Annotated in this window: 17 protein-coding genes, 1 tRNA gene, 1 pseudogene and 1 riboswitch; of the genes and pseudogenes, 12 read left to right on the top strand and 7 right to left on the bottom strand. The window is 46.2% G+C overall.

Translation table 11 applies throughout. The features are described from left to right. The first annotated feature begins 123 nt into the window (after positions 1–123). From tolC to AAY47_RS02290, 3 genes are all read left to right on the top strand, one after another. Positions 124–1,488, top strand: coding sequence for an outer membrane channel protein TolC (gene tolC, locus AAY47_RS02280; RefSeq protein ID WP_047766628.1), 1,365 nt, complete (start codon positions 124–126; stop codon positions 1,486–1,488). Between the two features lie 186 nt (positions 1,489–1,674). Then, a complete protein-coding gene (locus AAY47_RS02285) occupies positions 1,675–2,343 on the top strand; it encodes a DUF1190 family protein (protein WP_200897724.1) in 669 nt (222 codons plus the stop codon). A 6-nt stretch (positions 2,344–2,349) separates the two neighbouring features. Continuing rightward, on the top strand, positions 2,350–3,510 hold the full coding sequence (locus tag AAY47_RS02290) for a glutathionylspermidine synthase family protein (RefSeq protein WP_047766629.1): 1,161 nt from the start codon (positions 2,350–2,352) through the stop codon (positions 3,508–3,510). Between the two features lie 5 nt (positions 3,511–3,515). On the opposite strand, the gene ygiD is transcribed toward AAY47_RS02290, so the two are convergent. Together ygiD and ribB are read right to left on the bottom strand one after the other, a co-directional pair. Then, entirely contained in the window at positions 3,516–4,292 is a 777-nt protein-coding gene (gene ygiD, locus AAY47_RS02295; RefSeq protein ID WP_047766630.1) for a 4,5-DOPA dioxygenase extradiol, read from the bottom strand. Positions 4,293–4,511: 219 nt separating this feature from the next. Continuing rightward, positions 4,512–5,165, bottom strand: a complete 654-nt coding sequence (gene ribB, locus AAY47_RS02300) for a 3,4-dihydroxy-2-butanone-4-phosphate synthase (RefSeq protein ID WP_047766631.1) — start codon at positions 5,163–5,165, stop codon at positions 4,512–4,514. 118 nt (positions 5,166–5,283) lie between these two features. Beyond that, positions 5,284–5,468: riboswitch (FMN riboswitch) on the bottom strand. Between the two features lie 155 nt (positions 5,469–5,623). Here ribB and ubiK point away from each other — a divergent pair. Beyond that, a complete protein-coding gene (gene ubiK / locus AAY47_RS02310) occupies positions 5,624–5,899 on the top strand; it encodes a ubiquinone biosynthesis accessory factor UbiK (RefSeq protein WP_047766633.1) in 276 nt (91 codons plus the stop codon). Between the two features lie 87 nt (positions 5,900–5,986). Here ubiK and hldE read toward each other — a convergent pair whose 3' ends face one another. The 3 genes from hldE to AAY47_RS02325 form a co-directional block, all read right to left on the bottom strand. Next, positions 5,987–7,411, bottom strand: a complete 1,425-nt coding sequence (gene hldE, locus AAY47_RS02315; protein WP_047766634.1) for a bifunctional D-glycero-beta-D-manno-heptose-7-phosphate kinase/D-glycero-beta-D-manno-heptose 1-phosphate adenylyltransferase HldE — start codon at positions 7,409–7,411, stop codon at positions 5,987–5,989. 85 nt (positions 7,412–7,496) lie between these two features. Continuing rightward, entirely contained in the window at positions 7,497–10,343 is a 2,847-nt protein-coding gene (gene glnE, locus AAY47_RS02320) for a bifunctional [glutamate--ammonia ligase]-adenylyl-L-tyrosine phosphorylase/[glutamate--ammonia-ligase] adenylyltransferase (protein WP_047766635.1), read from the bottom strand. A gap of 43 nt (positions 10,344–10,386) precedes the next feature. Beyond that, the gene (locus AAY47_RS02325) at positions 10,387–11,355 is read right to left on the bottom strand and encodes an inorganic triphosphatase (protein WP_047766636.1); all 969 of its coding nucleotides are present in this window, start codon (positions 11,353–11,355) and stop codon (positions 10,387–10,389) included. A gap of 290 nt (positions 11,356–11,645) precedes the next feature. Here AAY47_RS02325 and AAY47_RS02330 point away from each other — a divergent pair, with 290 nt between their 5' ends. Continuing rightward, positions 11,646–12,266 (top strand): TIGR04211 family SH3 domain-containing protein, encoded by a 621-nt coding sequence (locus tag AAY47_RS02330; protein WP_047766637.1) that lies wholly within the window; start codon positions 11,646–11,648, stop codon positions 12,264–12,266. A 15-nt stretch (positions 12,267–12,281) separates the two neighbouring features. Next, complete coding sequence (locus AAY47_RS02335; protein WP_047766638.1) at positions 12,282–13,439, top strand: multifunctional CCA addition/repair protein; 1,158 nt, start codon at positions 12,282–12,284, stop codon at positions 13,437–13,439. Between the two features lie 56 nt (positions 13,440–13,495). Here the strand turns inward: AAY47_RS02335 and folB are convergent, their stop codons facing one another. Beyond that, complete coding sequence (gene folB, locus AAY47_RS02340; protein ID WP_047766664.1) at positions 13,496–13,849, bottom strand: bifunctional dihydroneopterin aldolase/7,8-dihydroneopterin epimerase; 354 nt, start codon at positions 13,847–13,849, stop codon at positions 13,496–13,498. 109 nt (positions 13,850–13,958) lie between these two features. Here folB and plsY point away from each other — a divergent pair, with 109 nt between their 5' ends. Further along, positions 13,959–14,618 carry a glycerol-3-phosphate 1-O-acyltransferase PlsY gene (gene plsY / locus AAY47_RS02345; protein ID WP_047766639.1) on the top strand — a complete coding sequence of 220 codons (660 nt, stop codon included), beginning with the start codon at positions 13,959–13,961 and terminating at the stop codon, positions 14,616–14,618. Positions 14,619–14,843: 225 nt separating this feature from the next. Here the strand turns inward: plsY and tsaD are convergent, their stop codons facing one another. Beyond that, positions 14,844–15,881: a tRNA (adenosine(37)-N6)-threonylcarbamoyltransferase complex transferase subunit TsaD gene (gene tsaD, locus AAY47_RS02350; protein ID WP_047766640.1), complete on the bottom strand. Its 1,038-nt coding sequence runs from the start codon at positions 15,879–15,881 to the stop codon at positions 14,844–14,846. A 422-nt stretch (positions 15,882–16,303) separates the two neighbouring features. Between tsaD and rpsU the strand changes: the two genes are divergently transcribed. From rpsU to AAY47_RS02370, 5 genes and pseudogenes are all read left to right on the top strand, one after another. Further along, positions 16,304–16,519 (top strand): 30S ribosomal protein S21, encoded by a 216-nt coding sequence (rpsU, locus tag AAY47_RS02355; protein ID WP_001144069.1) that lies wholly within the window; start codon positions 16,304–16,306, stop codon positions 16,517–16,519. Positions 16,520–16,633: 114 nt separating this feature from the next. Next, on the top strand, positions 16,634–18,382 hold the full coding sequence (dnaG, locus tag AAY47_RS02360; RefSeq protein WP_047766641.1) for a DNA primase: 1,749 nt from the start codon (positions 16,634–16,636) through the stop codon (positions 18,380–18,382). A 365-nt stretch (positions 18,383–18,747) separates the two neighbouring features. Beyond that, complete coding sequence (gene rpoD / locus AAY47_RS02365; protein ID WP_047766642.1) at positions 18,748–20,598, top strand: RNA polymerase sigma factor RpoD; 1,851 nt, start codon at positions 18,748–18,750, stop codon at positions 20,596–20,598. A 170-nt stretch (positions 20,599–20,768) separates the two neighbouring features. Next, positions 20,769–20,909, top strand: a pseudogene (locus AAY47_RS20325) (transposase); the annotation flags it as partial. Between the two features lie 236 nt (positions 20,910–21,145). Beyond that, positions 21,146–21,221 (top strand) — tRNA-Ile (locus AAY47_RS02370). Positions 21,222–21,328 lie beyond the last annotated feature (107 nt).

The following is a 21,328-nucleotide window of genomic DNA, read 5'->3' on the forward strand; positions in this document are numbered from 1 at the left end:
AGAAATGAGGCAATATGGCACAAACAGCCACCCTACCCTGCTGGCATTCTCTGCTAGAATCTGTGGTATCCGTTTTTATGCAGAGGCAACTTAAGCAAAATAGCTGCACAACAAGGAACGCAAATGAAAAAATTGCTCTCTCTTTTTATCGCTATGAATCTGGTAGGTTTTAGTACTTCAAGCCATGCTGCGGATTTACTCCAGATTTATCAGCAGGCGAAAGAAACAAACCCTGAATTGCTTAAGGCACAAGCTGACCGCAATTCAGTAGTTGAAAAGATTAATCAAGCGCGTAGTACTTTATTGCCTCAATTGGGGCTGAATGCGGGTGTCAATTATGGCAAGGGCTTTCGCGATGCCAGAAATTCAGAATCTCATGGCACAAGTGCGAGTCTGCAACTGACGCAAACTATCTTTGATATGGCAAAATGGAATCATCTGAGTCAAGCAGAGAAAAATGCGGGTATTGAAGACATCAAATATCAAGCAGCTCAACAGCAATTAATTCTCAACACTGCACAAGCCTATTTTGACGTTCTGAATAAAATCGATACATTGACATTTACCGAAGCGCAAAAAGCTTCACTGTACCGTCAACTGGATCAAACCACTCAGCGTTTTAATGTCGGTCTGGTTGCCATTACTGACGTGCAGAATGCCCGCGCTCAATATGACTCGATTCTGGCAGCCGAAGTTTCTGATCGCAACAACCTGGAGAATGCGCTGGAAAAACTGCGTATGATTACAGGTACTTACCACCCACAGTTGGCTGCATTAACTATTGATCAGTTCAAAACCAAACAACCAGAATCGGCTGATGAAGTGCTAAAAGAAGCAGAAACCCGTAACCTGAACCTGCTGTCAGCCCGCTTAATGCAAGATCTAAGACGCGAACAAATCAAAGAAATGCAGACAGGCTATATGCCAACGGTTAATTTAAGCGCAGATACAAGTATTTCTAACGATCATACGCGCGGAAATCAACGAATAGATGAGTATAGAGGCGGTAATAGCGTTAAGCTATCTTTGAACTTACCGCTATTCAGTGGCGGAGCTACCTATTCTCAAGTAGAACAAGCGAAATATAATTTTGTCAGCGCCAGTCAGGACTTGGAAAATACGTATCGTAAAGTGACACAAGAAGTGCATTCTTCCACTAATAACATTGCTGCTGCGATCAGTAGTGTTGACGCTAACAAGCAAGCGGTACTCTCTGCGCAAAGTTCATTGGATTCAATGGAAGCCGGTTATCAGGTAGGAACCCGCACAATCGTCGATGTGCTGGATTCGACAACTAAACTTTATCAAGCCAAGCAGAACCTGTCTAAGGCACGTTACGACTATTTGCTTTCCCTGTTACAGAATAAACAGGCACGCGGCGTTTTGAATGAAAATGATTTGATAGAGTTGAATAAGATGCTAGGCACACAAATCTCAACCTCTGCCAACAGTATCATTAAAGAGATGAAAACGCCGTCAGTTCGCTGAATTAATGCACTATCGTTCTCAATTGAAAAACGTTATATTAAAAACGCTATACTAATAGAAAGCAGCCCGCGATTGCGTGGGCTGCTTTTTAGCACATCCCTGAGAGCCGCTCCCATTGAGCACAATAAAATGGGGTAAGGCTCTTAATCTTAATCAAAGACCTTCAAGATGGATGCCCCTATGACAATGAAACGGACAAAAGAGATAAACCGCGATTCTTTCCGTAAAACGTGGCGAAGCTATCGCCTGACACCTGTAGCGCTTGCTGTCAGTGCTGTTTTTATGCTTTCTGCCTGTGAACAAAACGATGAAACGGTGTCACTCTATACGAATGCCGACGAGTGCTCCCAGGCGAATCCTTCTCAAAGCGAACAATGCAAGACCGCCTACAACAATGCCCTGACAGAAGCGGAAAAAACCGCACCAAAATATGCGACTCGCGAAGAGTGTGTCGCTGAATTCGGTGAACAACAATGTACGCAAACCCCAGCTCAGGCGGGTGTCGGTCAGCAGGCTCAGGCACAAAGCAGTAGCAGCAGTTTCTGGATGCCTTTGATGGCAGGTTATATGATGGGGCGCTTAATGGGCGGCAGCTCTGCACCATCACAACCGCTGTTCACATCACAATCGGCTTCCAGCCCAGCCAATGGCAAGTTTGTTGATGCAACAGGTAAAAGCTATGGCCCGGCCACCGCAGGCGGTCGCAGCATGACCGTGCCAAAAACCGCAATGGCACCAAAACCGGCCACCACAACTACGATTACCCGTGGTGGGTTCGGTGAATCCGTGGCGAAACAATCTGCCATGCAGCGTTCGTCTGCCAGCTCCAGCTCTTCCCGTTCTATGGGTGGTTAATTAAAGATGAAACGCATTGGTATTACCGAGCGCCCGGATTGGCGCGAAAAAGCAGCAGAGTTTGGTTTTAATTTTCACACCATGTATGGTCAACCTTACTGGAGTGAAGACGCTTATTACCAGTTCACCCTGGATCAAATTGAAGAAATTGAAGAGGCAACAGCAGAACTGCACCAAATGTGTTTGCAGGTCGTGGAAAAAGTGGTCGATAGTGAAGAGTTACTGACCAAATTCCAGATCCCAAAACACTGTTGGGAATTTATCCGCTCTTCATGGGTCACCAGTCAACCCTCGCTCTATTCCCGTCTGGATTTAGCCTATGATGGCAAAAATCCCCCCAAATTGCTGGAAAACAATGCCGATACCCCAACGTCACTGTATGAATCGGCTTTCTTTCAGTGGATCTGGCTGGAAGACCAGACTAATGCCGGTAATCTGCCGTCAAATGCTGATCAGTTCAACAGCCTGCAAGAAAAGCTGATTGAGCGTTTTGCACAGTTACGTGAAAAACATGGGTTCGGCCTGCTGCACATGGCCTGCTGTCAGGATACTGAAGAAGATCGTGGCACCATCCAATATTTGCAGGATTGTGCTGCGGAAGCCGATATTCCTACCGAGTTCCTGTTTATTGAGGATATCGGGTTGGGTGAGAAAGGGCAGTTTACTGACTTGCAGGATCAAGTGATCAGTAACCTGTTTAAGCTGTATCCGTGGGAATTTATGCTGCGTGAGATGTTTTCCACCAAGCTGGCTGATGCGGGTGTCCGTTGGCTGGAGCCAGCATGGAAAAGCATTATCTCCAACAAAGCACTGCTGCCAATGCTGTGGAAAATGTTCCCAAATCATCCTAACCTGCTGCCTGCCTATTTTGCGGATGAACGCCCTTCAGACATGAACAGCTATGTTATTAAGCCACTGTTCTCCCGCGAAGGGGCCAATATTCGCATCATTGAAAACGGCCGTGAAATCGCCAGTGCGGATGGCCCTTATGGGGAAGAAGGGATGATCATCCAACAGTTCCACGCATTACCGAAATTTGAGGGTAACTATACGCTGGTCGGTAGCTGGTTGGTGGATGATCAATCTGCGGGTATCTGTATCCGTGAAGACCGCGAGTTGATTACTCAAGATTTATCACGCTTCTACCCGCATATTATTTTGGATTGATTCAATCAGCCAATCTGAATCGATAACATACTTAAAGAGCCGTCTTCAATCCCTTCAACTGGCGTTGAAATTGGCTCTTTTTTATTCCATGTCCCCATCACATACAGCAATGGCAGAAAGTGTTCTGGTGTTGGGTTAGACAATTGACCATCTTTCCTGTCCAAAGCATTAAACAGAGGATGAGGCTCTTCCAGGCTGGTTAAACTTTCACGCACACACTGCTCAAAAGAGAGTGCCCAGGAAAAAGGTTCTGCTCCCAATTTTGCGCCTGGCAGGTTATGTACAATATTTCCACTCCCTATGATTAAGACACTTTCATCTCGCAGTAAAGCTAATTTTTCACCTATTTCATAATGAAAAGAAGCAGGTTGATTGCGATCCATGCTCAGTTGGATAACTGGAATATCAGCATCAGGATACATTTTTGCTAATATCCCCCAGGATCCGTGATCCAATCCCCATTCTTCAAAATCAGTCTCGACCTCAATCGGTTCAAGAATATCCTGTACCAATACAGCCAGTTCAGGAAAACCTTTAGCCGGATACTGTTTTTCATGTAATTCTCTGGGAAAGTTACCAAAATCGTGGATAGTTCTGGGCTGTGACATCGCTGTAACGGTTGTACCATTCGTGTGCCAGTGCGCAGAAATCACCAGAATCGCCCTTGGTCTGGGTAATTTCTTCCCCAGTTCAAACCAAGCGCGTGAGTAACAGTTATCTTCAATGGCATTCATTGGGCTACCATGACCAATGAATAGAGCAGGCATTCTCAGGAGACTCATTTTCCGCCCCTTATACAACAAATTAAACATTCGAATAGTGAATTCGGGTTATGATAGAAAAATTATGACAGGATTAAGACATTCCTTCCTTGAATATCGTCAATCAAAAATGATGAAGTGTCTTAGAAATACTGAAAGGCTACAGGGTGTGGACTGTAGCCTTTCAAAGTACATGCGTACGCGTTGTGTGTCTCTTCCCAGTATTCCTTTTAAAATCCGTTAGCTGGCTGCCTTTGCCATTTTTAAGCGGTAATCCACCAAATCTTCAATCGTGACTACCGGCATATTATGCTGTTTTGCAAATTCAATCACTTCAGGGGCGCGGGCCATTGAACCATCATCATTCGTCAATTCACATAACACGCCTGCTGGTTTGAACCCCGCCATTTTGACCAAATCAATGGTCGCTTCGGTATGACCACGGCGGGTTAAAACTCCTCCTGACTGCGCACGCAGTGGAAAAACGTGTCCGGGGCGGCTCAGATCACTGGGTTGTGCGTCATCTGCAATAGCAGCCCGGATCGTGGTAATGCGATCTGCCGCAGACACACCTGTTGTCACGCCTTGTGCCGCTTCAATGGAGACGGTGAAAGCGGTTTGATATTGGCTGGAATTATTTTCCACCATCATGGGCAGTTTTAACTGCTGACGGCGTTCTTCGGTCAAGCACAGGCAAACAATTCCACTACCGTGGCGGATAGTTAATGCCATTTGTGCTACCGTCATTGTTTCGGCAGCGAAAATCATATCACCTTCATTTTCACGATTTTCGTCATCCAGTACCATCACGCCCTGACCCGCACGCAAAGCAGCAAGCGCACGTTCAACACGTTCAAATGGCGTTCCATATGAGGAAAGTAGCGTCTGATTCATGGTAAAGAAACCTCTTTAAATGTATGGATTACCAGAATCAGGGCAATTTTGAGGAGTTTGTGCTGCACCAAAATACGGCAACAAAAACAACAGACGAGCGCGAACACTCGATTGATGCTGTTATTCTCTCCCATCCGGACTATCACCGTCGGCTCCAGAATCACACTGGATCTGCTGACCTCTGTTTTATCCCAAAAAACACAGGGATAATGACAAACAGAGCGCTCGCGGGCTGCATAAAATGATCATTTGATATTTCATGTTACCGCCGGTAGGGACTTTCACCCTGCCCTGAGATAAACAATTTCACTATAGCGCTAATAATCGGCAGGAGCAATCAGCAAAATCAAATATGAAACCTGACTCTCAATCATTTATGCTTTCGCCATAGGGTATTAAAATATTGCTAATACCGTTACGCTATGAAACATTATTACATCATACACAGGATGATCATCATGCTCGATCCAAAGAAAATTGAACAAATTGCTCGCCAGCTCCACAATGCCATGCCGAAAGGTGTCAAAGAATTTGGCGATGATGTGGAAAAAAAATTGCGGGCTGTTCTGCAATCCCAGTTGAGCAAGTTAGATCTTGTTAACCGCGAAGAATTTGATGTTCAGACACAAGTCTTGTTGCGCACCCGTGAAAAACTGACCGCAATGGAACAACGCTTGAATGAATTGGAAACTCGCCTCGAAGAAGCAGGCAAGAAAACTCAGCAAGCTGAATAATGCGGCAAGAGAGAATGCCATGAAGACAATTGCGTGAGGTAATATGCCGCTATGCGCCAAAAAGCATAACGGCACATAATGCCAAACTTACTGGCTCTTAATGGTTTTGATGATATTGGTTGTGGAAATACCATCTTCGAAGTTTAATACCTTAACTTCGCCACCCGCCGCCCAAACTTCTTCACTACCGGCGATCTCTTCAGGCTTATAATCACCACCTTTGACCAAAATATCTGGCAGGATACCGGCGATTAAGCGCTGCGGTGTATCCTCCTCAAATGCCACAACCCAGTCCACAGATTCCAGCGCTGATAACACTACCATACGTTGTTCCAGCGGATTCACCGGGCGGGTTTCCCCCTTCAGGCGCTTAGTGGATGCATCACTATTGACGGCAACGATCAAACGATCTCCCAATTTACGCGCATTAGACAGATATGAAACGTGTCCCACATGGAGGATATCAAAACAACCATTCGTCATGACAATCCGTTCGCTACGCTGGCGCGCCTGTGTAACGGCTTCTTTCAGTTTGGCTTCATTCATTGCACCAAATCCAGTTTCTGCGCGTCCACGCACCGCATTTTCCAGCTCAACCGATGACACAGTGGACGTTCCCAATTTGCCAACCACCACACCCGCTGCCGCATTGGCAAGGTAACAGGCTTCGTTTAACGGCTTACCCGCAGCTAATGCCGTTGCCAATACACCGATCACCGTATCTCCTGCGCCAGTGACATCAAAGACTTCCTGTGCCTGAGTCGGCAAATGCAGGGGCGCCTGCCCAACCTGCAATAAACTCATGCCCCGTTCAGAACGTGTAATCAGCAGTGCTTTCAGTGCCAAATCCTGCACCAGTTTCATGCCTTTCTGTACCAAATCATCATCATCCTGGCAGTGTCCTACCACGGCTTCAAACTCTGACATATTTGGCGTCAGCAATGTTGCGCCACGATAGCGGCTAAAATCGCTGCCTTTTGGATCGATAAGCACAGGAACATTAGCTTCATTGGCGAGCTTAATCATCGCCTGAATCTGGTTTAGTGCTCCTTTAGCGTAATCCGACAGTACCAACGCGCCAATATGTGGCAAGGATTGCTGAATTTTTTCCAGCATCGGCTGGGCATCTATATTCTGGAAGCCCTCTTCAAAATCCAGACGCAGCAATTGCTGATTACGCGATAAAACACGCAGTTTCGTGATAGTTGGATGAGTTGGGACAGAAACAAAATCACAACGGACTTTCACACTACTGAGTTTTTCATTCAACGCCCGCGCCGCATCATCAATGCCCGTCAAACCTACCAAACGTGAATTCGCCCCCAAGGAAGCAATATTCATGGCGACATTAGCCGCACCACCAGGACGCTCTTCTATGGTTTCAACCTTAACCACCGGGACGGGCGCTTCCGGTGAAATGCGGCTAGTTGGACCATACCAATAGCGATCTAACATAACATCGCCAACAACCAAAACACCTGCGCGGTGAAAATCCGGGAGTGTTACTTTCATCCCATGCTCCAAATATCAAAATAAACTGTTGCGGATATTACCATAACCAAACTTAGTGCCAGCAAACTCAGGAAAAGCGACTGCGTTAGCAGCGATATTCTAACCATTTTTGCCAGCTATCACGTACCAATGCTTGCTGCTGGCTGAAATGTCCAACGGAAACTCGGCTGGATAACGCTTGCAACGCTAAATGATGCAATGCATCACGCATGGTAATGTAAGCCTGCGTCAGCGCCATCGCCTCCTGCTCATCCATAATATTATGCTGCGCCATTAATTCGAAAATTCGTACATTATCAGACCAACGGGTCAGCCTGGCATTTTCTGGTGCATAACGCAGCACCAGATACTGAGCAATAAATTCAATATCCGTGATCCCTCCCGGATCAGCTTTGATATCAAATTGCCCGTGTTGATGGCTGCCCAGGTGCCGATGCATTTTTTCTCGCATCTCACGCACCTGTTGGCGCAAAAGAGCGGGATCACGGGGAAAGCATAAAGTTTCACGGCGAATGCGTTCAAAATCATGGCGTATTTTCTCATCACCGAAAACCATGCGTGCACGAACCAGTGCCTGATGCTCCCAGGTCCACGCCTCATTTTTTTGGTAATCATCAAAGGCTTCAACGGTACTGACCAACATCCCTGACTCACCGGATGGCCGCAAACGAGCATCAACATCATACAATACCCCTGACGCCGTGCGGGTGCTGAACAAATGCAGGATACGTTGGGCAAGACGCAAATAAAATTGGCGGGATTCAATGGAACGGGCGCCGTCTGTCATCATCCCCATCGGGCAATCCAGCAAAAACACCAGATCCAAATCAGAGCCATAACCGAGTTCCCAACCACCCAATTTGCCATAACCAATAATGGCAAAGCCCAATCCCTGCTGTTGGGATAAATGAGCAGGTGCACCATAGCGCTTTACCATTTGGTTCCACGCCAACCGTACAACAGCCTCAATAATGGCTTCCGCCAGATAAGTCAGGTGATCACTCACCTTCATCACAGGCAAAACGCCCGCAATATCTTCTGCCGCGATCCGCAATAACTGCGCCTGCTTAAATTGGCGCAAAGCTTCCAGCAATTGTTCTTCATCATCTTCTGGAATGCGTAACAGATATTGATAAAGTTCATCGCGATATGCGTCTATCGGTAACGGCTGATACAGCGATTTAGGATCGAGCAGCTCATCCAGCAACACGGGGTGACGAGCAAGCTGGCTGGCGATCATCGGAGAAGCAGCACAGAGCCGGATAACATGAATCATGACCTGTTCTGATTCCAGTATCAGCTCCAGATAAGTCGTGCGGCTGACGATACTGAGCAACAAAGAAGTCATCCGCGCCAAAACGATCTCGGTATCTTCCCTGGCTGCAATTTTTGCCAACAAGCGTGGCATCAGCTGGTCAAGCACATCCCTTCCCCGTGGGCCGATGGTGCGCTTACTGACGTCCTGACGGAAAAGCACTATGACATCAAGCAGTTTCCGGGCTTTTTCTTTATCAAGATGAGGAATCAATGCGATAAGTTCGTCTGTGTGTAACGCTTCCTGCCATAAGCCCTTGAACGGGATATGGCCGGACTCTTCACTATGCTCTTCTATTTCATCACCAATCAACTGTTGGAAAATACTTCGCACCGCACTCATTTTGCGCTCGGTTTCTGCCATCAATTCAGCCCAGTTGACAAAATTCATGCCCCAGGAGAGACGGGCACGATCCAACGCGTTATCCGGTAAGGTTTGCGTTTGTTGGTCACGAATAGATTGCAGCAAGTTTTCAAGCCGCCGTAAAAACAGGTAACTTTCCTCAAGCTGCTTTAACGGTTCCGCTGGCAATAAAGCCAAATCATCGATAGCCTTCAATGTCGGCAACAAAGAACGAGATTGCAGGCTCGGCTCCCTTCCTCCACGGATAAGCTGAAAAACCTGAGTGATAAACTCAATTTCACGAATTCCGCCTGCGCCTAATTTTATATTGTCTTTTAATCCCCGCCGGCGAACTTCCCGTTCAATCATACCTTTCATATTGCGCAAAGATTGAATTGCACTAAAATCGATATAACGGCGGAAGACAAACGGTCGCAACATCTGGCGCAGTTCCTGACAATAAACCTGATCATCATGGCCCAAAATACGCGCTTTCACCAAAGCATAACGCTCCCAGTCACGCCCTTGTTCCTGATAATAATCTTCCAATGCCGGAAAACTGAATACCAAAGGACCACTGTCACCAAATGGACGTAATCGCATATCAACACGATAAACAAATCCATCCACGGTTTGTTGAGCCAGTGCCTTAATTAATTTCTGTCCTAATCGGGTAAAGAACTGGGAATTATCCATTTCCCGACGCCCACCTTGCGTTACGCCATTTTCTGGATACGCAAAAATGAGGTCAATATCAGAAGAAAAATTAAGCTCCCCGCCGCCCAATTTTCCCATGCCCAAGATCAGCAGCGGCTGTACCACTCCATCACTATTGGCAGGCGTTCCCCAATCCTGACAACAACGCAGATAAAGCCAATCACGGGCGGCTATAATCAAGGTTTCGGCCAACATGCTTAATTGCTGTAATGTCTGTTCTGTCGTACTGCTTTGCAATGCCTGTGACCAGGCAATCCTGACCAGTATCCGATGGCGGAAAAGACGTAAATCCCGCATCAAACCATTTTCATCATTTACCGCCAGCAGCGCTTGTCCCAGCCAATGGGAATAATGTTGCCACTCTTGTGGTTGGGGAGGATTTTGGCGAATATCCTCTAGCCATGCAGGATGTGATAACACGTTTTCTGTTACAAATTCACTCAATGACAGCACCGCCTGTTCATCAGGTGTAAAAGGCGTGATTGTTTCCCCTAATGACGGAAGATCCGCAACAATATGCCGTAATTGTTCGGTTAAAAGTGATGAAAGTGGCCGCATAACTGCTTTTTCCTTATGACCGTTTTTTAATAACAAAAGGGAATTATCGGGATTGAGCCAGCAACCACTGCATTAATGCCAGCTTACATTGCAACCAAGAAGCGCTATAACACAACGTTTCCGCCTGTGAATAGTTCATAGATAAAACAACTTTTAATTCCGGCAATAAATCGGCTAATACCCCCAAGAGCGGCAAACGGTCTGTCTGTCTTTCGGTCAGTTTTATCATCCATTGCAGAACCTGCGCTAATCCCGTTTTACTTTCCGGCAAACCCGCCAGCCATCCTTCTTCTTGCGCCTGCCATTGCGCCAAAATTTCAGGCAGAAGCACAGACAATGGCTGCTGCCATTCCAACTCATTCGGTACTTTTGGTAATATCTTACAAGGCAAACCATGAACAAGCGCATAGCCCCGTGCCGCCTTGCTTTTATCGGCTAAACGCAGGCCATTCTGTGATGCCAGTCTGTTTGCCAATGACAGCATATCGATGATATTTCCATTTTTTAGTTCCAGTTCAAACTCACAAATGGGCGAAGTTTGATCTCCTGAATCTTTATTGCCAGAAAAAATGCTCCCCTGATCCAGCACGACTTCAATTTCACTTTCTCCATAGGTCACAAGCCATTTTTCACGGTTAAAGTCAGTGCTGAATAATTCCGTCAATTGTGCCTGTAGGGCGACGAGATCGGTATTTTCAGGCCAGATATGGTCGGGAAACAGTGTCAGGTCTAATTTAGGTTGGTACAAAGGGATATTGAATTCAGGGCGTTGGTGTAACCCACCTATCACTTTACCGGCGGTTTTGATGGTCATCTCATAGTGCCCATCAAACCCACGGATACGCAACCCCATATCCCAACGCCGCAATTGATTATCAGGCGTCTCAAAATAAATATTAGTCAGGTGCTGTGGTGAAGTGTAATCATGAGGAAACTGAAATAACTGCCGGCAAACGGCCGATATCGCATCAGGCTTCACGGACAGTTTCAATTCTATTTCTACAGAACTCATATTTTTTATTCCTCAATGGATATTACAGAATTTTTTCTTAACCTTGTTCACACTTTCTTTCACAGAAGAAAAACTTTTCACACAGAAGAGAAAAATAAACCACAATAGGGTGTTATCTCAACAAACATCACTTTTACTTCACCAAAAAAAACCTCAAAAGGCGTGTATTCGGCTAGTTGATATCGCATTCATTCTGGTTTACTGATTGCACCCACAAACTTAACTCTTTACTATCTCTTGAGTAGTTTAAATCACGATTGATCCATACACAGAGAACAGTTGAGCACAGAATGCAAAAACTACATCGATTATTTATTTTGTTACTGAGTTTTACTCTTCCATTATCCGTACACGCTGAAGAAAAACGCTATGTTTCCGATGAGTTATCAGCTTACATTCATAGCGGCCCAAGCACTAAAAACCGCATCATTGGCTCATTGAATGCCGGCGAAGAGGTCACATTAGTCAGCCCTAAATCAGATAATGGTTTCTTGCAAATTCAAGACAGCAAAGGGCGTACGAGCTGGATACTCGCCAATGAACTCAGCGCTATTCCAAGCTTGCGTGAACGCCTTCCTGCAATGGAACAAGAGATCAAAACACTCACTGAAAATCTGGCCACCATTGACGATAAATGGAATAAGCGTACCGCTGAGTTGCAGAACAAAGTGGCAAACAGCGATAAGATCATCCGTGATCTGAAAAAAGAGAATGCCCAGCTCCAGAGCAAATTAACCGTGGCTGAGAAAAAGGTAGAAGTTGCCAATTTGCAGTTAGATGATAAACAAAGAGAGATCATCTTGCAGTGGTTTACCTATGGCGGTGGAGTTGCAGGCATTGGCCTGATTTTGGGACTTATATTGCCCCACATTATCCCTCGCCGAAAAAAGAAAGATCGTTGGATGAGCTGATTTAAGGAAATAAGCGTGAAAGTCTATTTGGTTGGCGGCGCCGTTCGCGATCAATTATTGGGTTTGCCCGTCACGGAACGGGACTGGGTTGTCGTTGGCAGCACCCCAGAGGAACTACTGTCTCAGGGGTATCAACAAGTTGGTAAGGATTTTCCTGTCTTCTTGCATCCCAAAACCCATGAAGAGTATGCGCTGGCACGTACGGAAAGGAAATCAGGTCAGGGATATACCGGTTTTAGCTGTTATGCCGCGCCCGATGTGACGCTGGAAGAAGATCTGCTGCGCCGTGATTTAACGATTAACGCTATTGCACAAACTCGTGAAGGTGCATTGATCGATCCCTATCAGGGTGCCAATGATCTCAAAAATCGTATCTTGCGCCATGTCTCTCTTGCGTTCTCCGAAGATCCATTACGTGTGCTGCGTTTGGCTCGTTTTGCTGCCCGTTTTGCCCATCTAGGCTTTGCAATCGCACCAGAGACCCAAACGCTCATTACAGAAATGGTCGCAAGTGGTGAATTATCCTCATTGACCCCTGAACGCGTTTGGCGGGAAACTGAAAAAGCGCTCACTTCACAATCACCACAAGTTTATTTTCAGATTCTGCGTGATTGCGGGGCATTGGCTGTACTCTTTCCTGAAATAGATAACCTGTTCGGTGTTCCTCTGCTTAAACATGATGCCGGACTTCATTCATTAAGAGTTTTGCAGATATCCACCCAATTGAGCGAAGAGACAGACATTCGTTTCGCCTCACTATGTAGCCATATCGAAATAATGTCGCTAAAACAAATGAGTGAACGCCTGCGCATTCCCAACTCGGCACGCGACCTGGCCATGATGGTGACGCAATATCACAATTGGGTACATACCGTAGAACAATTACCGCCAGAAACCTTGCTGAGCTTGTTTAATGCCGTGGATGCCTGGCGTAAACCACAACGCATTGAACAACTGATTACCTGTAGTGAAGCAGACTATCGTGAATCCCCAGGAACAGAAACGGCATCTTATCCACAAGCGGATTATTTACGTAAAATGTTTGCCATTGCCAGCCAAGTCAGTGTCCAGGAAGTGATTGCCCGTGGATTTCAGGGGGCCGAGATTCGCACAGAATTGGAACGACAACGACACATTGCCATCGCAGGCTGGAAACAACAATCGATTGATTAAGTTCCCCCATCAATTTAGCGTCCCAGGTCATTAATTAAATTGGGACGCTTTTTCAATTAGCCCGTACTTCGCTCAATCACTACGCCGACACTTTTTGCATGTGCAACTGCACCTGGTTTACTGACTTTAACCTTGACCCAAGGCGAATGAAATTGGTTCAGCAAGATACCCGCGACTTCTTCTGCAACCCGTTCTACCAGCGCAAAACGTTGGCTTGCCACATGATTAATAATCGCCTCACTCACCTTGGCATAATCCAGACAGTGCTCAACATTATCACTGGAAGAGGCTCGTTTGTTATCCCATCCCATTTCGATATCGAACACTAATTTCTGTTTAATTGTTTGTTCCCAATCATAAACACCAATAGTGGTCATCACGGTTAATTCTTCAATAAATACGATATCCATCACGACCTTTTCCCCATTTTTCGGTTCGCCGGATACCACTTCCGACGAAATGTGCGTATTATCCATTGTTAGACTTAAGAAAACGACCCTTATTCATTGGAGATATCTTATGAGTGCAATCGCGCTTGGCATGATCATCTTCGCGTACTTATGTGGCTCTATATCCAGCGCGATATTGATCTGCCGCTTGGCAGGGCTTCCCGATCCCCGTCAGCATGGTTCTGGCAACCCCGGGGCAACAAATGTACTGCGCATTGGTGGTAAATGGGCTGCATTGGCCGTGTTGATTTGTGATGTCCTAAAAGGGCTAATACCGGTCTGGCTGGCATACAAACTCAACGTTTCCCCGTTTTATTTAGGTATTACTGCCATTACTGCCTGTCTCGGGCATATTTATCCCATCTTCTTCCATTTCAAGGGAGGAAAAGGCGTTGCAACCGCTTTCGGTGCCATTGCTGCCATCGGTTGGGATCTGATGGGACTGATCGCGGGGACATGGATGTTAACAGTGCTGTTAAGCGGCTACTCCTCATTGGGCGCCATTGTCAGTGCATTAATTGCCCCTTTCTACGTCTGGTGGTTCAAACCTGAATTCACTTTTCCCGTTGCCATGCTGTCATGTCTGGTACTTGTGCGTCATCACGATAATATTCAACGCCTGTGGCGAGGGCAGGAAAGCCGCATCTGGCAGAAATTGAAAAAGAAACAGGAACTGACCGATAAAGAGAAAACTCAAGCAATTAAAGAGCAAGAGCAGCAAGAGGACTGACGTGGAGAACGCCTATCAGAGTACTTGTTTATCATGGCGTCGGCAAAATACGCGGGGCAGAAAAATAAAACAGCAACTCATTGAGTAATATAACGAAATAGTCCGCCTATATGCGTAAATTGCATTTGGCTTTTTAAACTGCGATGTATTTCACTGATTAACCTGATAATTAAAAGGCTGAGTAGCAAACAGCACTCAGCCCATATCAAGCAACGTCTTGTATTATTACTTTTGCAAAGCAGGCAGATCTGCCAACGGCCAACGTGCTTTCACCGTTACACCCAATTCACCGACAGTCCCCCCCTGCAAACGGATCATGCCAGCCAGTGCGATCATTGCCCCGTTATCAGTACAGAATTCAGGTCGGGCATAGAAGACTTCTCCTCCCAGCTTTTCCATCACTTCCTGCATCTTAGTACGCAAGGTTCGGTTTGCACTCACTCCGCCCGCCATCACCAGACGTTTGAACCCCGCCTGTTCCAACGCTCGTTTGCACTTAATGGCCAGTGTGTCCACGACGGCATCTTCAAATGCACGGGCAATATCCGTCTTAGTTTGCGCATCCTCAGCCATATCATGACCATAAATGTTATTGCGGATCGTATTCGCTGCGAACGTTTTCAGACCAGAGAAACTGAAATCCAACCCAGGACGATCGGTCATCGGCCGGGGAAAAACGAAACGCCCAGCCTTACCCAGCTGTGCCATACGGGAAAGCACTGGCCCGCCGGGGTAATCCAACCCAAGCAGCTTGGCTGTCTTATCAAAAGCCTCGCCGGCAGCATCATCAATGGATTCACCCAACAGTTTATATTCACCGATACCCGTCACACTGATAAGCTGGGTGTGCCCCCCTGAAACCAATAAGGCGACAAAAGGAAACTCAGGACGGTTTTCTTCCAGCATCGGTGCCAACAAATGGCCTTCCATATGATGCACGGGAATAGCCGGTACATCCCATGCAAATGCCAGTGAACGCCCAATGGTTGCCCCAACCAGCAACGCACCAACCAATCCCGGCCCGGCAGTGTAAGCCACCGCATCGATGTCTTTACTCGTCAGACCCGCTTCCTTCAACGCTGCCTGAATCAAAGGAACCGTTTTACGAATGTGGTCACGGGACGCCAGTTCAGGTACAACACCACCATAATCAGCATGTAGCTTGACCTGACTGTATAATTGATTGGCTAGCAGACCGGTTTTGTCGTCATAAATTGCGATTCCGGTTTCATCGCAAGACGTTTCTATACCTAAAACTCGCATTGCACTATTCGTCTCGTGTCTCGTCGTCTCGTCGTCTCGTGTTTCGTTGTTTGGTCATACATTCGCATTCCTTTCAACGCGCAATAGTGTAACACCATCTATTGTTAAATTCTCTGCCGACACGCTTTCCATATCAACATTCACGCCGCTGAGTCCATTACAGGCTGGCTATTTTTTCTGTTTAGTCTATAATCAATGCCCTACTTGAATATCCTGTGTGGTTAATGTTAATAACGTCGGTACCAGGCTGCATTTTTATATATATACAAAAATGCATCCCACAACCCGTGGCGTTATCGGTTTCAATTTTCCTCGGCACTTTACAAGGCCGTGTTCATTGAAGTAAAATTCCGCACCATTTTAAAGACGGCTGGCACTATCACGCCAGCGACAAACCCGATTTCTATTGAGGTGAGAGGCACATGCCAGTAATTAAAGTACGTGAAAACGAGCCATTTGACGTAGCGCTGCGTCGCTTCAAGCGTTCTTGCGAGAAAGCAGGCGTATTAGCCGAAGTTCGTCGTCGTGAATTCTATGAAAAACCAACGACTGAGCGCAAACGCGCTAAAGCTTCTGCTGTTAAGCGTCATGCTAAGAAGCTAGCTCGCGAAAACGCACGCCGCACTCGTTTGTACTAATCTTCGCGGTCAGTCCGCTTAGTGTTTGTATTAACAAACTACTGCTGTTAAAGGCCGTGCTTTCCCAAAGGAAGCGCGGCTTATTCTCGTTCATCAACAGGCGGAAAAGGGCTTATGGCTGGACGAATTCCACGCGCATTTATCAATGACTTATTAGCAAGAACCGATATCATTGATTTGATCGATGTTAGAGTGCCTTTGAAAAAGAAAGGCAAAAACCATCAAGCGTGCTGTCCTTTTCATAACGAAAAAACCCCTTCATTCACTGTGAATGGTGATAAGCAGTTTTACCATTGCTTCGGTTGCGGGGCACATGGTAATGCCATTGATTTTTTGATGAATTATGACAGGCTGGATTTTGTCGAATCTATCGAAGAACTGGCAGCCATGCATGGGCTGGAAGTTCCCTACGAAGCAGGTTCCGGCATCAGTCAAATCGAACGTCACCAAAGGCAAAATCTTTACCAACTGATGGAAAAGCTCAATAGCTTCTATCAGCATTCACTGAATACCCCCAGTGCCCAATCAGCCCGACAATATTTGGCTCAACGTGGACTCAGTGAAGAGATCATCCAGCGTTTCGCCATTGGTTTTGCGCCTGCGGGATGGGATAACGCCTTAAAACGGTTTGCCCATAGTACAGAAGATCGCAAACAGCTAAACGATGCAGGAATGCTGGTCACGAACGACAATGGCCGCACTTATGATCGTTTCCGCGAGCGGGTGATGTTCCCCATTCGTGATCGCCGTGGCCGCGTGATTGCGTTTGGTGGCAGAGTGCTGGGAGATGCACTTCCCAAGTACCTGAACTCGCCGGAAACAGAAATTTTTCATAAAGGCCGCCAGTTATATGGCCTTTATGAGGCCCAGCAAAGCCACAATACCCTGACACGGTTACTGGTGGTTGAAGGTTATATGGATGTTGTGGCGCTCGCTCAATTTGGCATTAACTATGCCGTGGCTTCGCTGGGAACGTCCACGACAGCCGAACACGTTCAATTGCTTTTCAGGACAACCGATAATGTCATCTGTTGCTACGATGGTGACCGTGCCGGTCGTGATGCCGCATGGCGTACATTAGAAACAGCGCTGCCTTATCTGAATGATGGTCGGCAATTACGTTTTATGTTCTTGCCTGATGGCGAAGATCCTGATTCATTGATTCGCAAAGAAGGGCGGGAAACATTCGAGCAGAGAATGGAAAAGGCATTGACCTTATCGGCATTTTTGTTCGAATCACTCTTGCCACAGGTTGATTTTAGTAACCCGGAAGGAGCGACTAAGCTCAGTTCGCTAGCCATGCCACTGATAAGTCAAATCCCAGGGGAAACACTGCAACTCTACCTGCTTCAAGAGCTTGGAAACCTGTTAGGTACGCCTGATACAACACAATTGGAACGATTTTTGGCAAAACTTGTCAAAAAAGATACAAATACTTATCAGGCGCTAAAACTGAAACCAACAACAATGCGCATACTGATCGCATTACTGGTACAGAATCCACATTTAGCGACATTGGTTCCCCCGTTACAGGGAATGTTTCCTACTCAGATAGCCGGACTGCCATTATTCATAGATCTTGTCGATACGTGCCTTGCGCAACCAGGTTTAACCACGGGACAACTGTTGGAGCAATATCGCGATAATAAGTATGCTAAACAGCTTGAAAAACTCGCTGCATGGAACGATATACAAATAGAAGAGATTGCTGAAAAGACTTTCAGCGATGCACTGAACCATCTTTTTGCGTCAGCACTTGATGAACGTTTTAATTTTCTAATGGCTAAAGAGAGAACTGAAGGCCTGACACCAGAAGAGCGTGAAGAAGTCCGGTTAATTACGGAATCTGGTGCGAGGAAATAAGAATCTGTCTCAGCAAGGCTATATGACTTCAAGATTATATTAACTTGGAGGTTATACTGTTCGGCTTACTTATATAGGCTTATATCCCTAATAGAGTTGGCTGAAACTCTCGTTTAATAAAATATCGTTTGATAAAAATATCACTCGATAAAATATAGCTTGGTGAAACAGGTTCTAAACCAAAATCTGACATCACAGACACAGAATTCACGGCTTAAATGCCGCATTAGGTAGGGCCGGTAACCCTACAATTGCCGCAACTGAGGGCAGCGGCAATGCAATGAAAACGCCCCTAAATATTATTGTTGGCATATTTGTTTCGCCGACCGACACCAACCAATACTCTGAAGTGTGGATACCGTCTTATGGAGCAAAACCCGCAGTCACAGCTAAAGCTACTTGTCACCCGAGGTAAGGAGCAAGGCTATTTGACCTATGCTGAGGTCAATGACCATCTGCCGGAAGATATCGTCGATTCTGATCAGATAGAAGATATCATCCAAATGATCAATGACATGGGCATCCAGGTAATGGAAGAAGCACCTGATGCCGATGATCTCATGTTGGCAGAAAACACAAACGACACAGATGAAGACGCAGTGGAAGCGGCTGCGCAAGTGCTATCTAGTGTTGAGTCAGAAATCGGTCGTACCACCGATCCGGTTCGCATGTACATGCGCGAAATGGGTACGGTTGAACTCTTGACTCGCGAAGGTGAAATTGACATTGCAAAGCGCATTGAAGATGGCATCAACCAAGTACAGTGCTCCGTTGCTGAATACCCTGAAGCAATTACTTATCTGTTAGAACAATACGACCGTGTTGAATCCGGCGAGAGTCGTCTGTCCGATTTGATCACCGGTTTCGTTGATCCGAATGCAGAAGAAGATCTTGCCCCAACCGCCACTCACGTTGGCTCAGAACTTCCCCAGGAAGAACTTGACAACGATGATGAAGATGAAGATGAAGACAGTGATGATGATGCTGACAGCGAAGAGGATAACAGCATCGATCCAGAACTCGCTCGCCAGAAATTTTCGGAACTGCGTGAACAACACGAACTAACTCGTCAGGCGATTAAAACATACGGTCGTAGTCATCCTAATTCCGCAGCAGAAATATTAACTTTATCTGAAGTATTTAAACAGTTCCGCCTGGTACCAAAGCAGTTTGATCATCTGGTCAATAATATGCGTTCCATGATGGATCGCGTGCGTCTTCAAGAGCGCCAGATCATGAAGATGTGTGTTGAACAGTGCAAAATGCCGAAGAAAAACTTCATTACGCTGTTCTCTAGCAATGAAACCACGGATACATGGTTCACCGCTGCAAAAGCAATGAACAAGCCATGGTCTGACAAGTTGCTGGAAGTTGAAGAAGAAGTTATGCGTAGCCTGCAAAAGTTACGCCAGATTGAAGAAGAAACCGGCCTGACCATTGAACAGGTCAAAGACATCAACCGTCGCATGTCAATCGGTGAAGCGAAAGCCCGCCGTGCGAAAAAAGAGATGGTTGAGGCCAACCTGCGTCTGGTTATTTCGATTGCGAAGAAATATACCAACCGTGGCCTGCAATTCCTCGATTTGATCCAGGAAGGTAATATCGGTTTGATGAAAGCGGTTGATAAATTTGAATACCGTCGTGGTTACAAATTCTCAACTTACGCGACCTGGTGGATCCGTCAGGCGATCACACGTTCTATCGCGGATCAGGCACGTACCATCCGTATCCCAGTACATATGATTGAGACTATCAACAAACTCAATCGTATTTCCCGCCAGATGTTGCAGGAAATGGGTCGTGAGCCTTCACCGGAAGAGCTGGCCGAGCGTATGATGATGCCTGAGGACAAGATCCGCAAAGTCCTGAAAATTGCCAAAGAGCCAATCTCCATGGAAACCCCTGTGGGTGATGATGAAGATTCACATCTGGGCGATTTTATCGAGGATACGACTCTGGAACTGCCGCTGGACTCAGCAACTTCAGAAAGCCTGCGCGCGGCAACTCACGATGTGCTGGCCGGTCTGACAGCACGTGAGGCGAAAGTTCTGCGTATGCGTTTTGGTATCGATATGAACACTGACCATACCTTAGAAGAAGTGGGTAAACAATTTGATGTAACCCGCGAACGTATTCGTCAGATCGAAGCAAAAGCACTACGTAAACTGCGCCATCCGAGCCGTTCCGAAGTACTGCGCAGCTTCCTTGATGACTAACCAACGGATTTAGTGATAAATCTGAAAAGCGTCTGTTTCGACAGACGCTTTTTTATTCATAACTGAATATCACCTCCTGTGGAGGTGGTCAGCAACAAGTTGGCTCTGCCAGTAATGCTACTCATGGGAAAATCCGAACTGTTATCCCCATAACAGAGAAGGATTTAACCATGAGTAGATTCAAGAAAGCATCGCATGTACTTTGATGTTGTCAATATCATATCGTCTGGACACCCAAATACCGATTTAGGATCCTGAAAAATAATGTAGGAAGGGAAGTCTATAAGCAGATAAGAATGATGGGAAATCAATGAAAAATACAAAACTGGACTAACAAGATTTTCTTGACCAGATTATGGTCAGAGACCAACAAATAATCAGAAATATTTACTATAAAAACGACCAACATCACTAAAAAAGCGGCCAGATTACTGCCAATAGACTGAAATACGTTAAAAGATACTGATTATTGCCTATAAAATGCGCATATGAATTTTGGGGACTAGACCTAGCACCAAACTGTACCGTATAATCCCTCCAGTTCAACGGCCCCTTAGCTCAGTGGTTAGAGCAGGCGACTCATAATCGCTTGGTCGCTGGTTCAAGTCCAGCAGGGGCCACCAGATTTCAGCTGTTAAATCAGCAAGATAGGCCACTCAAACACGAGTGGTTTTTTTATGTCTTTTGGTCAATGTCCCCTTTTTGTCCCCTGAGAAAAATTTAGTGTCCC

Origin of the sequence: Xenorhabdus griffiniae, assembly GCF_001028135.1 — a bacterium.
Taxonomy (GTDB): domain Bacteria; phylum Pseudomonadota; class Gammaproteobacteria; order Enterobacterales; family Enterobacteriaceae; genus Xenorhabdus; species Xenorhabdus bakwenae.

Coding starts and splice junctions, on each gene's coding strand:
- dnaG (WP_047766641.1), top strand. CDS start 16,634: ATGGCTGGACGAATTCCACGCGCATTTATCAATGACTTATTAGCAAGA.
- tsaD (WP_047766640.1), bottom strand. CDS start 15,881: ATGCGAGTTTTAGGTATAGAAACGTCTTGCGATGAAACCGGAATCGCA.
- ribB (WP_047766631.1), bottom strand. CDS start 5,165: ATGAATCAGACGCTACTTTCCTCATATGGAACGCCATTTGAACGTGTT.
- rpoD (WP_047766642.1), top strand. CDS start 18,748: ATGGAGCAAAACCCGCAGTCACAGCTAAAGCTACTTGTCACCCGAGGT.
- hldE (WP_047766634.1), bottom strand. CDS start 7,411: ATGAAAGTAACACTCCCGGATTTTCACCGCGCAGGTGTTTTGGTTGTT.
- plsY (WP_047766639.1), top strand. CDS start 13,959: ATGAGTGCAATCGCGCTTGGCATGATCATCTTCGCGTACTTATGTGGC.
- folB (WP_047766664.1), bottom strand. CDS start 13,849: ATGGATATCGTATTTATTGAAGAATTAACCGTGATGACCACTATTGGT.
- tolC (WP_047766628.1), top strand. CDS start 124: ATGAAAAAATTGCTCTCTCTTTTTATCGCTATGAATCTGGTAGGTTTT.
- AAY47_RS02285 (WP_200897724.1), top strand. CDS start 1,675: ATGAAACGGACAAAAGAGATAAACCGCGATTCTTTCCGTAAAACGTGG.
- ygiD (WP_047766630.1), bottom strand. CDS start 4,292: ATGAGTCTCCTGAGAATGCCTGCTCTATTCATTGGTCATGGTAGCCCA.
- glnE (WP_047766635.1), bottom strand. CDS start 10,343: ATGCGGCCACTTTCATCACTTTTAACCGAACAATTACGGCATATTGTT.
- AAY47_RS02290 (WP_047766629.1), top strand. CDS start 2,350: ATGAAACGCATTGGTATTACCGAGCGCCCGGATTGGCGCGAAAAAGCA.
- AAY47_RS02330 (WP_047766637.1), top strand. CDS start 11,646: ATGCAAAAACTACATCGATTATTTATTTTGTTACTGAGTTTTACTCTT.
- rpsU (WP_001144069.1), top strand. CDS start 16,304: ATGCCAGTAATTAAAGTACGTGAAAACGAGCCATTTGACGTAGCGCTG.
- AAY47_RS02325 (WP_047766636.1), bottom strand. CDS start 11,355: ATGAGTTCTGTAGAAATAGAATTGAAACTGTCCGTGAAGCCTGATGCG.
- ubiK (WP_047766633.1), top strand. CDS start 5,624: ATGCTCGATCCAAAGAAAATTGAACAAATTGCTCGCCAGCTCCACAAT.